Raw genomic sequence first — 19,241 nt, 5'->3', positions numbered from 1 at the left:
AACTTATCCAAAACCTTGTAATCAAGTTATTAATTTAGCAGTTCTTATTGAACGAAAGCATCCGTTAGTTGTTAGTTGAAGAAAGTTTTCTGCTGTGACTCCTATCGTTTCAGCCATTCTTCAAATGTCATCATCTTAAAATCTTCTTGAAAATCTAATCTAATTGGAGTGATGAACTCAATTGAATTACCATCTGGATCATCAAAATAAATCGCAGCATGTGCATGAGGATTATTAGGTAATACAAGTGGTTGACGATGTTCATCAAAGCCAAATGAAGAACGAATACCTATTCCTTTTTCACTCAACCATTTCTTAGCGAAGATGATATCCTCTTTCTCTACTCGAAACGCGATATGACGTATCGAAGGATGATAAGGTATCTCAACTTTATCGCTTTCCCATAAACCAAGCCAACTTTCACCTTTTGCAATCCAGAAAAAAGCTAGTTTATCTTGTTTATAGGCTATATCTAATCCTAAATTTTGATAAAATAAAATCGAATTTTCTAAGTTACTTACTGGTAAGTGTGCTTCATATAAACCTTTTATCAAAGTAACACCTCTTTTAAAATACTATATTGATCTTCTTCAACTAAGCAGCACGATGATTTTCTGCTAAAGCACCTGTTTGTTGAATAAGGTATTTCTGTCCTTACCCAAAGATTTGGGCAGCAATAGCAAATAACTCCTTATTCCTGTATGGCATATTAACAGAGTTTTTTATCATAATGGGCGGTTCACTAACTTTTATAAATCCACTTTTCTGCAAGAAAAACATTAACTCCTTATTACTGGAAGGTACATCAATCCTTAACTTCCCTTGATGATTAAGAGCTAACTCATCGACTATTAAAGCTGCGGTTTGGGGATTCGGTGCTACAATAGGTCCCAATATTAGATTTATTGGTCCTAATATAGACAATCCATATCCAATAATTTTCCCCTTTTGATTTCTAACGACCAAACATAGCTTTGATTGTTCTATCCGGTTAAGAAGAAATTTTCTTCTCTTATCACCAAACGCAGCCGAATCTAATTCAACAATTTCATTAAAATCATTCTCACTGTATTTCCCTAAGGTTATTTCTTGATTAATAGACATTTTAGTCTGAATATAACTATCACTTAAATACTTATGTATATAGTCAACAGTAATAAAACCCAAGTTTTCATATAGGGGTTTCCCATCTTCAGTTGAAATTAACATTATTGAGGTTTCTTTAGAAACACTGTCTATACATTTCTGAGTAGCTTTTTTTCCCAATCCTAAACCTCTGTATTCTTTATTAACAATAACCATACCAATGGAAGCTAAATCAGTATCATAAGGTATTATTGCAGCACTCGAGACAATTTTCCCCACAGCATTTTTATGTCCAAATATTTTACCGGATGACATAACAGTTCTAATTTCATGTTCATCATAATCCCAGCCCACTGATGCTGAAAGTTCTATTAACTCTAATACGTCATATTCATCAAATTGCATTAATTCTAATACTGATTTGTTATCTGTATGCATTAGAACACCCCCTATATTGGTTTTTTTCTTATTTTACTTTAATTTATTGAAATAATCCTGCCCTGTTCGTCCAATAAGAAGAATGAGTTGCATAAGCAACGCATGATCCTTAACTAAGTACCCGTTAGTTGAATAAGAGTTATTCGCTATGGATTTCAAAACAAAAATAACCAAATGCCAAATCCTTTTCTGAAAGTTCCAAATCCACTTTCGCGTAATCAAATAAACAGGGTAATAGCACATCTAAATAATCTCGGTATTTATCTAGTGAGGCTTTAAATGATTCTGAATCATCGTATCTACATATCGGGGTTAGTATTTTGCCCCTATCATATTCTTCTAGTGTCACAGATGTAGCATCCATGTCTAAGGATTCTAAAATACGATCTTCTGCATCTTGTTCATTAAACTGTTCCATGCATTCTACAAAGAACATGTATTGATCAAATTCACGCTGTAAGTTTACCTTTTCGTTCACATAAAATGGAGTGATTCTGATATATTCAGTTGTTGTGTTTGCTTCAATTAATTTATCAATAAGAGTATTTAAATCTGTAATAGTTGGATAAAGTCTGTATTTTCCATTACGGTAAACGGTATGTTCATAGAAAATTCCGTTGATTATACGTGCCTTTTTTCTAGTATGATCTTGTCACCTCCTGTTTTAATAGTATGGCATTGGATTCTAGATTTTGAACTAACCTGCCACGTTAGTTTAAGTGTAACATTTCACACTTGATCACCGAAATTTGTATTGGACATAAAAATAGACCATCGAATTAATGTTCTTATTTAACTAAAGGACCAGTTAGCACCATAATAATATTGGCATTGCACTTCGTTAGGCAAAATAGATTTTCTAATATTATTAATTTTCAACCTCCTATTATATTTTAATTAGGATAGTTATTTGCTAAAATAAATGCGTTACTTAATATTAAAAAGGAGTGAATAATCTTGTTTTTAGCACCTTTATTCGAAAACGATGTACCAGTAGTACTCTCCCGCTTCTAATGGAGAGAAAATTATAATACTACTTCTCTCCGTTAGGGCATATCTAGCCTAAAATAAAACGGAGGGTATAAAATGAAAAATACACTTATGGGTTCTTTATATTTAATATTAGCTTCGAGTATCTGGGGAGGTATGTATGTTGTCGTTATAATATTAGTGGCAGTCATACCACCATTAGAACTTGTATGGATGCGTTATTTAATAGCACTAGTGGCACTAGTCATAATTGGACTGGTGACTAGACAAAATTGGAGAATTAAAAGACGTCACTTTGGCATTATAATTGCTATTTCTATAATAGGGTACGTCATTTCCATTGTTACTCAAGAAACAGGTACAATGCTTTCTACTCACAAATGGGTGCTATTATAACTTCTACAACACCAGCATTTATGGTTTTGTTTGCTAGTTTAATACTTAAAGAACGTTTAACTTTAAAGAAGGCTATTTCAGTTAGTTTAGCCACTATTGGTGTGATTACCATTGTTGGAATGGATGATATTAATATGTCTAGCATGCTTGGTGGAGTATCACTTATAATAGCAGCATTAACATGGGCGTTAATGTCTGTACTCATAAAACGTCTACCTAGTGATTATTCACAAATTGTCGTTACGACCTATGCTACTTTAATTGCATTTGTTGTTTTAACTCCTTTTGTTATAACAAAACTACCACAAATTGATATAAACGATTTAACTAATCCAACCATTTTGGGAGGATTAATTTATTTGGGTGTAGTATCGACATCTATTGCATTTCTATTATGGAATCGTGGATTACAAATGCTAAATGCCTCCAGTGGTGGAGTTTTCTTTTTCGTTCAACCCGTTGTTGGAACATTATTAGATGGTTAATACTAGGTGAAACAATTAGTATAACCTTTTGGATAGGCTCTGTTTTAATTCTCTTAGGGGTCTTAATAGTCATTAAAGATAGACATGAAGAACAAAACTCTTTATCTCAATAAATAAAGCGAATACAAATTATAGGAGGCATTACTATGGCAACTTTCGACGATTTTCAAAAGCTAGATATGCGTGTTGGGGAAATTACCAGAGCAGAAGCATTCCCTAAAGCAAGAAAACCAGCATATAAACTGTGGGTTGACTTTGGAGAAGAGATAGGGATTAAACAAAGTAGTGCTCAAATAACAGATTGTTATGATTTGGATGAACTAATTGGTAAACAAGTATTAGGAGTAGTTAACTTTCCTCCTATGAAAGTTGCTGGTTTTAGTTCTGAGGTTTTAGTGATGGGAGTATATGCAGAACAGGGTGTTGTTCTTATAGAACCACAACAAAAAGTTAAAAAAGGAGACCGATTAGGATAAGGTCTGTAATGAGCATAGCTTAAAAATTTCACCTAAAATTAAAGTCAAAAAAACACAAGTGGTATCATATTTCCACTTGTGTTTTTTATTTTAAAAGTCAATGTTTCACAAAACAGCCCCTTTAGTTGAAAAATAAAAATGTGCTAAAATAACAACTCAATGATCTTTCTCTAAAGCACCCGTTAGTTCAATAAAGAAAAATGAGAAGTATCATTAAACTTATTTATAACGTTCTGTTGAAAACTATTTCGATTTAGAACTGTAATACCTCCAACTGATGAAGAAAAGTATGCGTTAGCAATCATTTCAGGTTCAAATCTCATCCACCAAGCAGTAATATAACCCAGAGTACCGCCATGTGTGACAATCACTAAATTTTTCCCCTTTTCTATTTCAGATATCCTATCCATACAGCTACAAACACGACTATAAAACTGTCTCCATGTCTCTCCATCTTTAAATTCTTGATAATCTAAATCAAATCCACTATTTTTCCTTGGTATTCTATTTTCTCTTGCCCAATCCTTTGTTTTTCCTGTTGCAACACCAGTATTTATTTCACGAAGTCCTTTATTTTTGTTGACTTTTAAGTTTATCAAATTGGCGATTATTTCTGCTGTTTGTACTGCTCTTAATAAATCAGATGAATAAAAAGCATATTCGTTATGATCTACTATTTCCTTTTTAATTTTGTCCCCTATAAGTTTTGCTTGTTTTCTCCCTAAATCTGTTAAAGGAGTATCTGTCCATCCTCCTGTCATGTTATTTATATGGTGTTCTGATTGACAATGCTGTATCAAGATAATGTTGCTCAATCAGCCTTCCCTCCCCCAAAAATTAATGGTATATTTCAAATTATCCTACTTGTAGAAATATACCATTAATTTAATATCTTGGTTGCGTCTTTATTTTAATAAGAAAAGAGCTGTCCAACTAAAGCGAACGTTACTTAAAGTACATTTGTTCATAATTATAGCCCTAAGTTACTTCCCCCTAGACAGCCTTTGTTTGATAAAACCTCAATAGTATCGTTTCTAGCATGTTTGTCTAAACTGATAAAGCCAACACCAAGATTTATTGGGAAAGCCTAAATTTGTTTGATTATTTTTTAGTACTACAATACTTTATGGCTAGGTTGGTTAAGCTAAATTAAGAAGGATTGGTAATCATATGTTTAATCTTTATCCAACTACATTAGAAAATTTAGCAGTCTTAGTAACCTGTCTCATTTGCATTCTAATTTTTTATATCATTATCAGACCAAAATTTAAGTATAGTAACTTCATTCTAATTATATTAATCGCATTTACTTCCGTATTGGCCATAATAATTTATCTAAACTTATAGAAGTTCACTATTTTGTTCGAAATTTATCGCTTGTTTGGGTTCATCTTCTTCATAAGAACTTGCTAAATAAGGTCAACTCTAATATGGTAGATTTAACTCTTTAAGATATGGGTAACTTTATCAATAGCATTTTGTAGTAATTCACTGTTTTTTACATATAACTTCTTGGCATCCTTATTTTCTGTTGAAAGCGAAAATAATTCTAAGTCCGCTTGGCATTTTTTCATTGTGGAAAGGATTAATGGCCTTTCTTGAGGAGATGGGACTTGTAGCTTATCATCAAAGACATCTACCGTTAATTCCCCATAGGAGTTTACTTGCCCTACAAAAACATTTTCAATAGTGACCCCTAGTTTTTCAAGTTCAGTCTTTAACCACCCCCGATTATACCCAATGGTAGAAAGGGGTTCATCCAGAATCTTGCCATCCATAATAACAGTCTGTGGCTCTTTAATTGAAGCTACTTTAATGTTTAAATCCTTTGCTGTTAAAGGTTGATTTTCTTTCTTCAACAGGACAGATAGCTCTCCAGTTGCCTCTAATATTGCATATTCCACATCAGAAACTTGAAAGACATCCTTCTTACGAAGTAATTCTAACATTTCATCCACTGTATATCTTTCCTTTTTTAAATTTTCTTCCATAATCTTGCCATCTTTGATGAATATAGTCCCTTTGCCTTCAGTAAAATCGCGAAACTTTTTGCTTTTCAAAGAAACGATACCACCTAAAAACGGTAAAATAGAAACGATTACAATCGCTAGGAAGCCTAAAAACATGTTTTGTTCTAATCCCATAATAACTTCTGCCGCTATGCTTCCTATGGTTATTCCAGTAACATATTCAAAAAATGAAAGTTGGGAAATTTGTTTTTTACCTAGCATCTTTGTAACGAAAAACAGAAAAATCACAAACGTTAACGATCGAACTATGACATCAAGCCATTCAGGCATAATATAAAAGACCTCCTTTATTTTTAAAATCCTTTATATTGAAATTCTTCACTTTCCAATTCTCCAACTCTTTTTTTTAAATCCTCAACTACCTCGGATACTGTCATCATCGTTTGATGTATGGTTTGTTTGGATTCGTAATCTTGTGTCCGTTCCGCTAAATTGGAAAGACTAGCTTCTACTCCTTTAAGACTGGCTAGGCATTTTTTTACATCTGAAACAACGGTCATCTTTCATTCTCCTTATCCCTTTGGTTTAAAAATAAGCGCACCCAACATACCGAAAATAATCGCAGATGAAATTCCTGAACTCGTCACTTCAAACATCCCTGTAAGTACACCAACTAAACCGTGTTTTTCAGCTTCTTGCATAGCACCGTGTACCAAAGAATTACCGAAGCTTGTAATAGGCACCGAAGCTCCTGCGCCAGCAAAATCAATCAACGGTTCATATAAACCTACCCCATCTAAAATAGCACCTATTACTACAAGGGTACTTAACGTATGTGCCGGAGTAAGTTTAAACACATCAAACATAATTTGTCCAATTACACAAATAAATCCACCAACAACAAAAGCCCAAAAAAAGATCATCTCTATTCTTCACCCCCGTATTCGATCGATACCGCATGTGCGATACAAGGAATCGTTTCATTTTGCTGAAAGGACAGGGGAGATAACAAAGCACCTGTAGCTACTACTAACATTCTTTTAAATTCACCTTTTCTCATTCTATTTAATAAATGGCCATAAACTACTGTCGCTGAGCAACCTGCACCACTTGCTCCCGCCAAAATTGGTTGTCCTTCTCGATAAATCATAAGACCACAATCTTGGTATTGTTTTTCTACAATGGGAATGCCATGCTTTTTGAATAAATCAAAGGATGCTTCCTGGCCTATTCTACCGAGATCACCTGTTACAATTAAATCGTAATAAGAAGGATCAATGTTTCGTTCCTTTAAATGCGCCTCAATTGTATCTACCGCAGCTGGAGCCATAGCCCCTCCCATATTAAAAGGATCAGTCAACCCCATATCAATTACACGGCCTATCGTAGCAGAAGTGACACGGGGTCCTTCTCCGGAAGAGCTTAATAAAGCCGCCCCAGCACCTGTTACCGTCCATTGTGAAGTAGGTGGTTTTTGTCCACCATATTCAGTTGGGTATCGAAACTGTTTTTCAACGGCAGTGTTATGGCTTGAAGCCCCTGTTAATAAATATTTAGCACCATTTGTGTTAATAATATAAGCACCTAGAGCTAAGCCTTCCATAGATGTCGAACAAGCACCAAACAAACCAAAATAAGGTGCTCCAATAGTTCGACTTGCAAAACTCGTTGGGGTAATTTGATTAATCAGATCACCAGCGAGAAGAAATTGTACCTGTTCCTTTTGGATTCCTCCTTTTTCTAGTGCTTTTTGACAAGCTTCTTCAAAAAGAATTTTATGTGCTTTTTCATATGAATCTTGAGCCAGCCATAAATCCGAATGCAGAAGGTCAAAATCGTCTGCTATAGCTCCATCTGCCTCAAATGGTCCACCAACTGTTCCAGTGGAAATAATGACAGGTTTATGATCAAAGATCCATGTACGATGACCCGCTAACATTACAAACCACCCCACTGTATTAACATTGTTTTAATCAAAGCAATAACAAATGCAGAAAATACGCCAAATACAATTACGGAACCAGCAAGTTTAAACATATTGCCCCCTACACCTAACACAAATCCCTCTGTTCGATGTTCAATTGCAGCAGATATAATCGCGTTACCAAATCCGGTAACTGGAACAGCTGAACCAGCTCCACCGAATTGGGCGATTCTATCATAAACTCCAAATCCAGTAAGAAGCATGGCAATAAATATTAATGTTCCAACTGTTGGATTTGCTGCGGTTTGATCTGTAAAATCAAAGAAATATATATAGAATGTTTGAATTAGCTGCCCGATAAGGCAAATAAGTCCACCAGTAAAAAATGCCTTTATACAATTTCGAATTACAGGTCTTTTTATTTCGTGTTGCTTTTGAAGATCTTGATATTCCTGTTGTACTGGTGTCAATTGTTTCTTTTTATTATTCGACATGGGAGCAAGCCCCTCTTCCTCTACGATTGTTCCTTCATGAGACTTTTGATTTTTTTTATATCTTTTTCTAGCTTTTTCATACTCAAGTTATTCTTTAGAAGTTTTTGTTCCAATTTATCAAGTTCAAAATACATTTTTTGATCGGAAGAAACCAAGACTTTATAATCTGGATGCATTTTTTCCAGATCTGATTTTAAATTCTTCTCAATCTTTTTTAATTGGAAACGATCAAATTGTTTCACTTTTATGGCCACTAATAACTCTTTATCAGAATTCACAGCTTTTACATCTGATATTTCCTCTTCTGTGCTGATATTTTCTTTTACTTGATTAGCGACCGATTGACTGATTGGATTACTTACTTTCACGAGTGAATCAGTAAAATCCTCATTAGTATCAGCAAATTGTTTCTGATTTCCGTTACAACCAGAGCATAATCCAATAACCATTAATATTAAAATAGCAACTTTCAATTTTGTTGTTTTGGAAATCATGATTTCACCTCTATATTTTATGCATTATTTTCGAGACAAAAAGTTGAGGTAACCAACCTTTTGTCTCTCAATATTAATTATTCCTGTTTGTATTGAGGTTCTTCTTGTAGTATTTGTTGAAGTCGAGGTTCAATACTATCTACAATAGATTGGGTTTGTGTAGCAGCATCTTGGTAAAGCGACTTCGCTTGTTGATTTTCTGTACTTAGAGCAAATGTTTCAAAGCTTGCCTGAGCACTTTTCAATTCTGCTATAACTGTCTTAATGTCATTAACTACTGTCATGATTAACACCACCTTTTGTCTTTTGAATTCTAAATTCTATTAAAATAAAATGTCTTCATTTCCAATTATTAATTGTCAATTGGAACAATCGCTATTTTACCCCTTTAATTAGCAGTTTATACTTCTAGTTAATAAACCTTCTAAATCCTTAAAAGTTCAATTTATCAGTACTTAATCCTTGTAATTCACTTGTTGTCTGTTGAATCAATGTTGTATTAAACCTAATTTATTTATTCTTTAGGGAATCTTTACGATAAATAAAAAAAATCTATTTTGAAAATTTCAAAATAGATTCCTGCCTTATAGTTCTTATATCATAGAATTTAAGAGTACATAGTGAAATTTTTCTTTTTTCCATAATCCATATTTTTTCGTTATTACTAGAGAGAATTTCACTTACTTTTCTTTTCTATTCTTTACTCACGAAAAAGCAATAAAATATTTATTTTAAAAATGTTGATTTCGATTAAGTTTGAATAAAAGTATCGGATTATTCCTGTATCCTTTAGTCGAATAAGAATCAGTCAACAACTTTAATTGACCAGCCTCTTCTCTATTTCAGGATAAGGATGGTGACTTTCCTCATCCCATGATATTTAGCGATAACCATGTTATTTACCTATGTTGTTCTCAGCTAATAGCTTTTCAATGAAGAGAGAAACATTCTCTTTTGATAAATGTTGATGATAAGTATTTAATTGTTGATTCAGCAATTTCTGAAGCTTGTCGCAATGTAATACCTTTAGTATTTTTTCCTCAAAATTAGGGGTTTCTCGCCAGCACTCCAAGTGATACACAAGACCCCACTTTTTTAAATTTTGTAAATTAATTTCTTCCTGACCAGGCAACTCATGATAAATAAAGATAGGAATTCTTTTAAATAGACATTCGCTTATCGTCACGCCTCCCGGCTTCGTAATGATTGCGTCAACTCTATCGTACAATTTGTTCATTTCTTCTTTCGATGAAATATAAGGTACAGCATTAATGAATGGATTATTCAATTGTTTAATCCAATTAAACAACTTATTATTTTCCCCACAAAGCACCGTATAATTAATTTTCCCTGAAGGTTGGAGCGTTTCAACAAATGTTTTTATTAAACCTATACCAAGATTACCTCCAGATATTAAAATCGAAAATTTGTCTTTTTGATGAAGTACCTTAGCCTGCGCCTTATACCGAGGGTGAATCGGAATCCCTGTAACAAGAACATGATCAGACTTGACTCCGCGCTCAATTAAAACTTCTTTTATTTCTTTGGTGGGTACAAAATGGTAGTCTATACATTCCATTCCCCATATTTGATTTATGAAATAATCGGTATAGACATTAATAACTGGAACAGATATACTCCCTTTTTGTTTTAAATGGTTTAACAAATAAGAAGGTAATGCATGTGTACAAATGATAAGTTGCGGATTTTTTTCTTTAATCAATTTTTCTATCCAATAGAGGAACAACCATTCATAAAAATAAAAACGTTTTGCCTCATTTTTATATTTATATGCAGATTTCTTATATAACCAGCTGTATAAGTTGGGAAAGAGATAAATCCATTTTAAATAAAATTTTGATATGAATCCTTCAACATTTCCGTAACTGTACGACAATATGTCTATTTTTTCACATTCAAACAAGTCATTAGTCTCCTGAAGTGAATCTATTATTCCATTTGCTACTTGGTGATGACCAGATGACATTTGCAAGAAGGGCATAAATAATATCCGTTTCATACATGCATCCACCTGTCTTTTTGTGTAGTATGTTCCCCATTCACTAATATATCCAGCTATTTTTTATTAATATTAGAGTGAGAAATGGTTAATCTAAACAGGATAGTAACTTCTAAATGCAAGGAGGAATGTAAACAATAATGAAAAAATTCATAATACAAATATGGGGAATGTTTGACCAGGTTTACTTATTTTGTACTCGTTTAAAATGTCTTGAAAAAATTAGCACGAATTATAATATTTTCCGTGTTCGGTTAACGCGTTATAAAGGACGTGAAGTAGTTCTTTCTGACGGAACTTCAATTAAAAAAAATGACCTTCTTATCAAGATCCATCTCCATAACGTCCGTATATTAGAAGAAATGAAAAACAAGGACGAAAATTTTAAAAAATCCCTGTATCTTTATAAGAAAGTTCAGGAATCTTTACCTGATCTTGCATTATATATTATCCATCATAAAAATAATCAACAAATAAAAGGAGTAATTGGTATTACAATGATTAATAAAGGATTTAGGCGTTTAGGGTTTGAATCTGTTTCATTTTCTAGTATTTCGTATTTATGGTATAAACGGATTGCTCTTTACCCAATCCACTACCTTTCCAATTCTAAACACTCTTCTAAAAGTAACAAGACCCCTTATCCTCATTACTTGTTTATGTCAAAAGATATGATATATATAAAATATGGTAAAACATCTAAGGTTATTGCTTCTTGAAGAATAAAAGCCTATAGGTCTGCCTAATATTATAGGCATTGCTTATAGGCAATTTATAAAAAAAGAGAATTTCTATATCTTTTTGCAACAAATTAGAAGCTTTGCTGCTTCGGTAGTTTTTCGGTTAAAGGGTTATTTGCCATCCCTTGTAATGGCTGCGTCGCTTGTTGCAATGGTTTAGTCATTTGCTGTAAGTTCTGTAAATTTAATTTGTTCGGCATATTTTGAGTAAATTGTTTAAAGGTACCATTTCGCATCCCTCGAACTACACCAAAAATAGCAACCCCTATTGCACCCCAAGTAAGAAACCTCATTACAATCTTCCTCCTTTCTTTTAAAAATATTTTTGAACCCACTTAGTATCGGTAATCAATTTGCTATTATGCTTAGTATTATTTCCTTCATTTTGTTTCATCATAAACATTACTGGTTGTGTATCCATAAATTAAAGCTAACAATCTTCTCTCTTCTCCTATATTATTTTCCAAGAGGGGGAATTTACTTGTTAATTTTGTTTTCGTTTTTCATTGTAACTATCCTGTCTATTTTATTTTATAAAGGATATAAAAATACCAAGCTAGTATTATTTAATAATGTGTTTATTAATTCCAAAGTGAATACACAGGTAGACGGGAATCCATTTCGTGTATTACATATTTCAGATATGCATCTTGAAAACATTTCCATTTCACCTTCGCACCTTTATTCTATTCTAGAAGATCAGTCAATTGATCTGATTGCTTTAACGGGAGATTTTTTAGATCGTAAACGTACTATCCCTAAACTATTACCATATTTAAAAGTTTTAAATGAATTGAATCCAAAACACGGAACTTTTGCAGTGTTTGGAAACCACGATTATGTTTTAAGACATCCAGATTTCATTAAATTAAAGCAAGTTTTAGATCAGAATGGATGTAAAACGTTGATAAATGAAAATGATGTGCTATGGAATAATGGGAGGAAAATTAACATTATTGGAATAGATGATTTCTCTACAAATAGGAGTAACGTGGATAAATCATACGAAGGACTGACAGATGGATACAATCTTGTATTAACTCATGATCCGAATATAGTACTTAGCATGGAAGATGTTCCTTATGATTATTTACTATCTGGTCATTTTCATGGGGGGCAAATTCATTGGCCGAAACCGTATCATCTTATTAAAATGGGGAAACTAGTTCGCTTAAATATGATAAAAGGATTGCATAGTCATCAGGGAAAATCATTTTATATTAGCGAAGGATTAGGACAAACTGGCGTTAATATACGTTTTGGAAGTCGCCCGGAAATTTCTCTACATCATTTAACACTAATATAGCTTTGAAATAAATTTTGAGATAACGATATTAACCTTGATATACAAACAAATGCTTCTGTCATAATAGCAAGAACTATATTCTTGAAATTTCAATCATAATTAAAAAGGACCAAATTTGCACTTACCCCTGTGTCAAGTAGACAGTTCTAAAGAGACTAAGCCATGGAGATTCGATATTCTATCGGAGCTCGGTGGCTCAGTCGTTATTGGAACCGTTTATAGTTATAGTAGTAAATATTATTCTCAACAGTTTGAATCAATTCTTTTTCTGTTTTAAAATCAGTTAGATAATTCACCTCAGACTATTAAGTCATTCACTGATTTTATGTCGATTGCTTCTTGTAAAAGTTTTTGAAGAGCAGTAGCAAAGATCCCAATCACCATTGAAGCAAAAGTGAGCATTAATCCCAAGCTTATAATACCTGTTATGTCTTCAACTTCACTTGAACCTAATATAACTCCAAATATAATTCCTACTACTATCAATGTACTGACGGTGATTATAGTGATATCATTTTCATTTTAAGAAAATAATAAAAAAGCATTCCTCATTACAAAGAAATGCTTTATAAAACTAAAAAACTATTCTATTTATAAACTTATTCAACTAACCTGCCCCGGTAGTTGAATAAGAAATGGCGATACCCGTTCAGTAGTACCCCCTGTATTCACGATTTTAGAGAGCTTATGCATCCAAAGTATTTTTCTTTAATGTTAGTGTTACTTTACCTAATTTAACGACTCCCACAATTAAAAGGAGCAAAGGTATTAAAAATAACAGGTGCCCTATTCCAGGAGCAAATAAAGTCACCGTAGACAATGGGCCAAATAATTTAGGGAATCCAATTAAAATAATCAACGGCAGCAGCCAGTTAAATACTAATATACTCAACCCATATAGAATCTTACGGAATGTCGGTACTTTTCGATTTTTAGATTTAAAGATTCTGTAAGCTGACCAAACAATAAAAGCGATGAATGCAAGTAAAATCAAATCAATAATTATATATTTCATAAATGGATTACTATCTGAAATAGAAAGATCTTCATTATGTACCAGCTTGTTTATTCCACTTACGATGGAATCATATTCATTAAGATTAAAATAATCCATGGAATTGATTTGTAGGCTGATGCCATACTCACCATCTAACAGAACTTTTGAGTATGTGTTTTCTGTCCAACCATTATGGGAGATTCCTTCTTTATTCACTTCCCAGCCCATCGCATAGTAGGTTTCATTTCCTAAGAAAGATGATGGATGATGCAATGTGTTCATGGCATTCGATGATAAAATACTCTTTCCTTTAAATTCTCCCTGATTCAGTTGTGCGATCATATAATTTGCCATATCTTCCGCACTGGAAATAATGTAACCAGAAGGAACATTGCCCTCATGGTTTAATTGCTCTGTCGTCACTTTTATGCCGAATATTGTTTGATATCCGTTCGCAATTGTATTGTTTATATCATCTTTAGGATCAGTGAAGCTATTGCTCATTTCAAGTGGTTTGAATATATATTTATTTATGTAGTCCTTATACGATGTATTCGTCACTTCCTCGACGAGTAAACCTAAAATGCTATAATTCAAATTCGAATATTGATATTGCTCCCCAACAGGGTATGTCAATTTTATATTTACCAAGCTTTGTATATGTTCTTTTAATGTCTGATCTCCTTGTGAAATAGCAACTTGACCATCATATGTAGAAAAACCGCTTGTTTGATTCAATAAGTGTTGAATGGTGATTTTTTTAGATTCCTCTTTATCTGCAATTTGAAACCAAGGTATATAAGATTGCACGGGATCTTCTAATCTAATTTTTCCTTGTTCTACTAACTGCATAATGGCAAGCGCTGTAAAGGATTTAGTAACTGACCCAATAACAATTGGCGTTTGCGGTGTTATATTTGTTCCATTTGCAAAACCATACCCTTGTAAGTATTCAACTTGATCTCCCTTTACGATAGCCAAAGAAGCACCAGGAAGGTTCAGTCTCTCAATTTCATTGTTCATAAATTTATCGATCTCAGAAATATCTAGATTACCATTTGTAGACTCATCTTCGTTTGCAAATACAACTCCGCTAATGTTTGTCATTAGCAATAATATGGTGATTACTAACATTTTAACGATTACAAATTGTTTTTTTGGCATAATTTAAAATTTCCTTTTATATGTAGTTTTTTATAAGACCTTGTTATCTCTCTGCCCCTTTAGTAATCGATGAAGCGCAATAACCAGCGCTTCACCACAGAGAGTGAAAATTTGTTTGAGGAGTTCATACAAGTAGTCCACCCAAATCCATAGACTTATTAATGTACGCTCCTCTTTTTTAACGATGGAGCAGGGTATGCTTAATTGTTGTTTTTTTTCTTTTCATTTCTTGAAGAAATCAAATCATATTCCTACTTCCCTCATTTTAACTGTAACTTCATCAACTCTATTTTCAATTTCCTTCCCGTCAAACTTCGGAAGCTTCAACTCGCTCACGATTTTTCCGTCACGCATAAACATAATCCGATCTGTCCGAGCTGCAACTTTTGCGTCATGAGTTACAAGCATAAGCGCGGTTCCATCCAAGTTGATTTCGGAAAATATGTCCATAATCTCCTCCGAAGATTTAGAGTTGAGCGCGCCAGTAGGTTCGTCACCGAAGATGATTTTCGGATTGTTCATAAGCGCTCGGCATATTCCTGCACGCTGAAGCTGACCTCCCGAAACCTGTGTAATATCGCGCTTTTCAAGATCTCCAATGCCTACCCTTTGCATTAGCATTCTTGCCTTCTCAGATATTTTTGGTGCGTTTTTTCTGTTGTTTCGCATTGACGGAAGAATAATGTTATCGAGTATATTTAGATTTTTCAGCATAGTAGGCTGTTGAAATATAAATCCCATTTTTATTCTGCGTATTTCTGAAAGCTCTTTCTCCCCGACCTCCGTTAGATCCATGCCATCAAAAACGACCTTTCCGCCGTCTACGCTGTCCATTCCACTCAAAGCAAACATCAGTGTAGATTTTCCCGATCCCGAAGGACCCATAACTGCAACGAATTCACCCTCATTTATATCAACGGACACTCCGTCGAGAACATTTCGCTGTTCATCGTCCACGCCAAAAGATTTCACAATGTGATCACCGATAATAATCTTATTCATATGCCTACTCCTTTATATTGTCAGAAATTTTTATTTGCCCCGCACCTGATGTTCCCAACAATGTAGCGATAAGCACCGCGACTATCATCATCAGCGGACTTAGCAAATACGCTGTAAGCGGATTAACTGTAAAATTAAATGTTGACGCTCCAAACGAAGCAATAAGTGCGCCGGCAAGGACCTCTCCGAGAGTGTTCGCGAGAAGCGTACCCAGAATAATTCCGACAATCAGAACGAAAACGGAACGAGAAACATACTGTGTCTTAATGTCCGAGTTTGTAAAACTGAGCGCTTTCATGACAGCAATGGAATATCTGTCCTTTGCAATAAGCATTTTCATGAACAACAGTGTAACTAGTACTGTAATAATCAGTGCAACGGCAATTGCTGCGTAGGAAGCCATTTTAACGGAAGTTATTGTCGAGCCTAGGGTCTGAGAAACAAATTCATCAATGTCGGAAGTCTTTGCAAAATCGAATTTGTCCGAATATCCTAAAACCTTGCTTTCGACAAGAGATTTATCCGAAAGTTCAACACAGACGATGGTCCACATGACGCTCGCCGAATTGTCGGTGAATACAGCCTTTGCGGTTTTGCCGCCGTTGGTGACATCCGAATATATTCCGCTTACCGTGAGATTTTTCTTCTTCCCTTCAATCACCAGCGTCATGACCTCGCCGACCTTTTTGCCCAGATCATCGGCGTTTATAGACGAAAGAGAGATTTCGTTTTCTGCAACAGGAGCTCTGCCCTCAGAATACTCTATAGGAAATACCGAATGGTCACCAAGTTCAACTTTTATATTTTCCTCTGACCCGTTACTCGTTTTTACTTTGAATGTCTTAGTTGTCATAACAGCATATTTCGAAACAGTAATGTCGCTGTCAATTGTCTTCACAATTTCATCGCTTTTGTCAGTTATATTGGTCTGTATGCGCAGATCATAGTTTCCAATTCCCATATATTGAATGAAGCTTTTTTCAGAAATCGTGTTGTAAAGGTTTTGCGGAACAATAATTATAAATGCTGAAATCACCAGTACTACAAGCATTGTGGCGTAAAGTCTTTTTCTTGCGAAGACATCCTTGATTCCGAGAAAAATATTCGTACTAAACAGTCTGTTTTTATTTAAGGAAAAACGCTTAGCGCCAGCCTTTTTTTCCTGGGAAGTACCAAAGCGTATAGCTTCTGCAACGGAGATTTTCTTAAAACGTTTCAGCACTCCTTTTACATAAGCAATAATTGCAAGAAATACAACTAGTATTCCAATGATTCCTAAAACTATTGCAAAAGAAGAATTTTCGCTTTCGCCCATAAAAAGCCGTATATTTTCAAGAAGAATGCCTTGAAACATAAGCGAAAGAACAAAACCAAGGATACTACCTGCCGCCGCAATAGCTGCATATTTTGCAAGATATATCTTCTTTATGTCGGAAAGATGAAGCCCAATTGCTTTCATAACGCCAATTTCACGGTAGTCATCTTCAATTTTTGCTAGGAGCGTAAAACGAATGCTCATAAATGCGATGGCAACGACAAGTGCGCTTACAAGAAGGATAACCGCAATCATCATCCCGTCTGAAATGGCGTTCATCGTTTTGAAAAGCGTATATGTAACTGTTGGTCCGTTCGCTTCAAGTCCAGCGGAAGCATAAGCTGTTTCAAATTCACTTATCGCCGAGAAATCCTTTAATCTAAACTCAATCAGATACTCGATACTTCCAAGGTCTTTAATTTCCGCGAAATCATTGATGCTTACAAGAAATCGCTTTGACGCGGAGAGCGAGGAATTCATAGTGGAATCACGGAGAAATCCCGCAACGGTAAATTCCTTCCCGCTTATTACCGCTTTGTCACCTACCTTTGTGGTTTTGTCCCTCATATAACTTATTGGAACATAAATTTCACCGTCGGAAACGTTGATGATGTTACTATTAAGATCAAGAAGATAATCGAATTTTTCGTTTTGTATGCTTAAGCCGTTATCCTGAACACTATTCGCAAGTGAATTATCGCCCAATATAATTTGCGTACTATCTATGTTGAGAAATTCAACCACCTGATAATCATCGACATTGCTATTTTGCTCAGCGAATGATGCAAGCCGCTCAGTATCAATTTCACCCGAATGCATCTGCATAAAATGAGGAGTCTTAGCATTTTTCATAAGTGTATCTAGCGAACCCGAAAGATTGACGACGAGTATCGCCGCGAGCGAAACAAGCATAGCCGCAGCAGCAACAAATATCATTGTTGTCAACGTTATCGCTTTGCTCTTTAAAATGTCATTGCCTATTATTCTGTTATACATAAGTCACCTCCGTATTAGGTTTTCTTTCATAATATAAATCTAACAGATAATTAAAAAATTATAGTACATCTCAAGACCGAGATTTTATGCATCTTAAGGTTGAAAATATTTCCCAAATAATTGTCCTTTTCAACAAAAAAGAGCATTATTCCTCATCTGGTTAAAGCTCCTATTAGTCAAAGAATATTATTCATAATTATATTAATCCCTCAAAATTTACTTTCAGAACTACATTCTCCTTTTAATTTGTACATAAGGAAGATGACAAAAAGTCAATCTACTATTTTATTATTCAAGCACATCGATTGTTACATCACATATTTAGTAACTGACCCAATAACAATTAGCTAAATGTTTGTCATTAGCAAATTGTTTTTTTGCATAATTATAATTTTCCTTTTATATGTAGTTTTTTAATAAGCCTTGTAATCTGTCTTTTTTAAAGTAAATTTTAATTTTTATACATAGATTCCCCTCCTGTTACATTTATATAGAGCTTGAATAACACGTTAATTATACAGTTTAATAAAACAGGGAATTAATAAGAATTTGTAAAGATTTCCTGTTAACCATCCATGAAACGCAAAATCAGCGCTTTTTTATCAATACTTCCTTGGACATTTACACTTTCAGTTTTTACTCAACTATAACTGTCATATATGTTTTTTCGATAAAAAGTACGTTACCAATCACTTGTTGTTTTACTCTTGAGGAAATTCGTGACATACTCCCGTTGGCTTAAATATTGTATATCCAACATTTGATTTATTTTTATTATTCTTCATTTTTCACCTTAACAATTTTGTTAAATAATGTACTTCTGAATGTAGAATAGATTTATGGACACATCTTGGTTAAGTCAATAAAATTGAACTAACGAAAGGTCGTGTCTGTATTATGAGTCAAAAACGTTATAACCAAGAATTTAAACAAACAGTAGTGGAGCTT

20 protein-coding genes and 1 pseudogene are annotated in these 19,241 nt (G+C 34.0%); 4 read left to right on the top strand and 17 right to left on the bottom strand.

Annotated features, from left to right (window positions below; translation table 11 throughout):
• Positions 1–101: 101 nt before the first annotated feature.
• The 3 genes from PGC35_RS19160 to PGC35_RS19150 form a co-directional block, all read right to left on the bottom strand.
• Positions 102–554 (bottom strand): VOC family protein, encoded by a 453-nt coding sequence (locus PGC35_RS19160; RefSeq protein WP_056829996.1) that lies wholly within the window; start codon positions 552–554, stop codon positions 102–104.
• A gap of 100 nt (positions 555–654) precedes the next feature.
• Positions 655–1,524 (bottom strand): GNAT family N-acetyltransferase, encoded by an 870-nt coding sequence (locus PGC35_RS19155; RefSeq protein ID WP_375220279.1) that lies wholly within the window; start codon positions 1,522–1,524, stop codon positions 655–657.
• 139 nt (positions 1,525–1,663) lie between these two features.
• The gene (locus tag PGC35_RS19150) at positions 1,664–1,942 is read right to left on the bottom strand and encodes a hypothetical protein (RefSeq protein ID WP_375220278.1); all 279 of its coding nucleotides are present in this window, start codon (positions 1,940–1,942) and stop codon (positions 1,664–1,666) included.
• Between the two features lie 668 nt (positions 1,943–2,610).
• On the opposite strand from PGC35_RS19150, the pseudogene PGC35_RS19145 reads away from it, so the two are divergent.
• Together PGC35_RS19145 and PGC35_RS19140 are read left to right on the top strand one after the other, a co-directional pair.
• Positions 2,611–3,508 (top strand): annotated as a pseudogene (locus PGC35_RS19145) (DMT family transporter).
• 33 nt (positions 3,509–3,541) lie between these two features.
• Entirely contained in the window at positions 3,542–3,871 is a 330-nt protein-coding gene (locus tag PGC35_RS19140) for a tRNA-binding protein (protein WP_275786659.1), read from the top strand.
• 182 nt (positions 3,872–4,053) lie between these two features.
• Here PGC35_RS19140 and PGC35_RS19135 read toward each other — a convergent pair whose 3' ends face one another.
• From PGC35_RS19135 to PGC35_RS19095, 9 genes are all read right to left on the bottom strand, one after another.
• Positions 4,054–4,686 (bottom strand): histidine phosphatase family protein, encoded by a 633-nt coding sequence (locus PGC35_RS19135; protein ID WP_375220277.1) that lies wholly within the window; start codon positions 4,684–4,686, stop codon positions 4,054–4,056.
• A 624-nt stretch (positions 4,687–5,310) separates the two neighbouring features.
• Entirely contained in the window at positions 5,311–6,171 is an 861-nt protein-coding gene (locus tag PGC35_RS19130) for a DUF421 domain-containing protein (RefSeq protein WP_375220276.1), read from the bottom strand.
• 23 nt (positions 6,172–6,194) lie between these two features.
• Positions 6,195–6,401, bottom strand: a complete 207-nt coding sequence (locus tag PGC35_RS19125; RefSeq protein ID WP_053589397.1) for a DUF1657 domain-containing protein — start codon at positions 6,399–6,401, stop codon at positions 6,195–6,197.
• 12 nt (positions 6,402–6,413) lie between these two features.
• A complete protein-coding gene (spoVAE, locus tag PGC35_RS19120) occupies positions 6,414–6,764 on the bottom strand; it encodes a stage V sporulation protein AE (protein WP_053589396.1) in 351 nt (116 codons plus the stop codon).
• Between the two features lie 2 nt (positions 6,765–6,766).
• Entirely contained in the window at positions 6,767–7,780 is a 1,014-nt protein-coding gene (spoVAD, locus tag PGC35_RS19115; protein ID WP_053589395.1) for a stage V sporulation protein AD, read from the bottom strand.
• Positions 7,780–8,259 (bottom strand): stage V sporulation protein AC, encoded by a 480-nt coding sequence (spoVAC, locus tag PGC35_RS19110; RefSeq protein WP_375220275.1) that lies wholly within the window; start codon positions 8,257–8,259, stop codon positions 7,780–7,782. The genes spoVAD and spoVAC overlap by 1 nt, the downstream gene beginning before the upstream one ends.
• Before the next feature lie 20 nt (positions 8,260–8,279).
• Positions 8,280–8,753: a YhcN/YlaJ family sporulation lipoprotein gene (locus PGC35_RS19105; RefSeq protein ID WP_375220274.1), complete on the bottom strand. Its 474-nt coding sequence runs from the start codon at positions 8,751–8,753 to the stop codon at positions 8,280–8,282.
• A 77-nt stretch (positions 8,754–8,830) separates the two neighbouring features.
• The gene (locus PGC35_RS19100; RefSeq protein WP_053589392.1) at positions 8,831–9,037 is read right to left on the bottom strand and encodes a DUF1657 domain-containing protein; all 207 of its coding nucleotides are present in this window, start codon (positions 9,035–9,037) and stop codon (positions 8,831–8,833) included.
• Between the two features lie 611 nt (positions 9,038–9,648).
• Complete coding sequence (locus PGC35_RS19095) at positions 9,649–10,773, bottom strand: MGDG synthase family glycosyltransferase (protein ID WP_375220273.1); 1,125 nt, start codon at positions 10,771–10,773, stop codon at positions 9,649–9,651.
• Positions 10,774–10,913: 140 nt separating this feature from the next.
• On the opposite strand from PGC35_RS19095, the gene PGC35_RS19090 reads away from it, so the two are divergent.
• Positions 10,914–11,492 carry a YkoP family protein gene (locus PGC35_RS19090; protein WP_375220272.1) on the top strand — a complete coding sequence of 193 codons (579 nt, stop codon included), beginning with the start codon at positions 10,914–10,916 and terminating at the stop codon, positions 11,490–11,492.
• A 92-nt stretch (positions 11,493–11,584) separates the two neighbouring features.
• Here PGC35_RS19090 and PGC35_RS19085 read toward each other — a convergent pair whose 3' ends face one another.
• A complete protein-coding gene (locus PGC35_RS19085; protein ID WP_375220271.1) occupies positions 11,585–11,806 on the bottom strand; it encodes a hypothetical protein in 222 nt (73 codons plus the stop codon).
• A gap of 188 nt (positions 11,807–11,994) precedes the next feature.
• Between PGC35_RS19085 and PGC35_RS19080 the strand changes: the two genes are divergently transcribed.
• Entirely contained in the window at positions 11,995–12,819 is an 825-nt protein-coding gene (locus PGC35_RS19080; protein WP_375220270.1) for a metallophosphoesterase, read from the top strand.
• 297 nt (positions 12,820–13,116) lie between these two features.
• Here PGC35_RS19080 and PGC35_RS19075 read toward each other — a convergent pair whose 3' ends face one another.
• From PGC35_RS19075 to PGC35_RS19060, 4 genes are all read right to left on the bottom strand, one after another.
• Complete coding sequence (locus PGC35_RS19075) at positions 13,117–13,320, bottom strand: DUF2975 domain-containing protein (RefSeq protein WP_375220378.1); 204 nt, start codon at positions 13,318–13,320, stop codon at positions 13,117–13,119.
• A 184-nt stretch (positions 13,321–13,504) separates the two neighbouring features.
• Positions 13,505–14,980 carry a serine hydrolase domain-containing protein gene (locus PGC35_RS19070; RefSeq protein WP_375220269.1) on the bottom strand — a complete coding sequence of 492 codons (1,476 nt, stop codon included), beginning with the start codon at positions 14,978–14,980 and terminating at the stop codon, positions 13,505–13,507.
• 243 nt (positions 14,981–15,223) lie between these two features.
• Entirely contained in the window at positions 15,224–15,982 is a 759-nt protein-coding gene (locus PGC35_RS19065) for an ABC transporter ATP-binding protein (protein WP_375220268.1), read from the bottom strand.
• Between the two features lie 4 nt (positions 15,983–15,986).
• Positions 15,987–18,293: an ABC transporter permease gene (locus tag PGC35_RS19060; RefSeq protein WP_375220267.1), complete on the bottom strand. Its 2,307-nt coding sequence runs from the start codon at positions 18,291–18,293 to the stop codon at positions 15,987–15,989.
• Positions 18,294–19,241: the final 948 nt, after the last annotated feature.

Source organism: Psychrobacillus sp. PGGUH221, assembly GCF_042055255.1.
GTDB lineage: Bacteria > Bacillota > Bacilli > Bacillales_A > Planococcaceae > Psychrobacillus.
The sequence above is the reverse complement of the archived record's forward strand: the minus strand, read 5'-3'. Positions and strand labels throughout refer to the sequence as shown.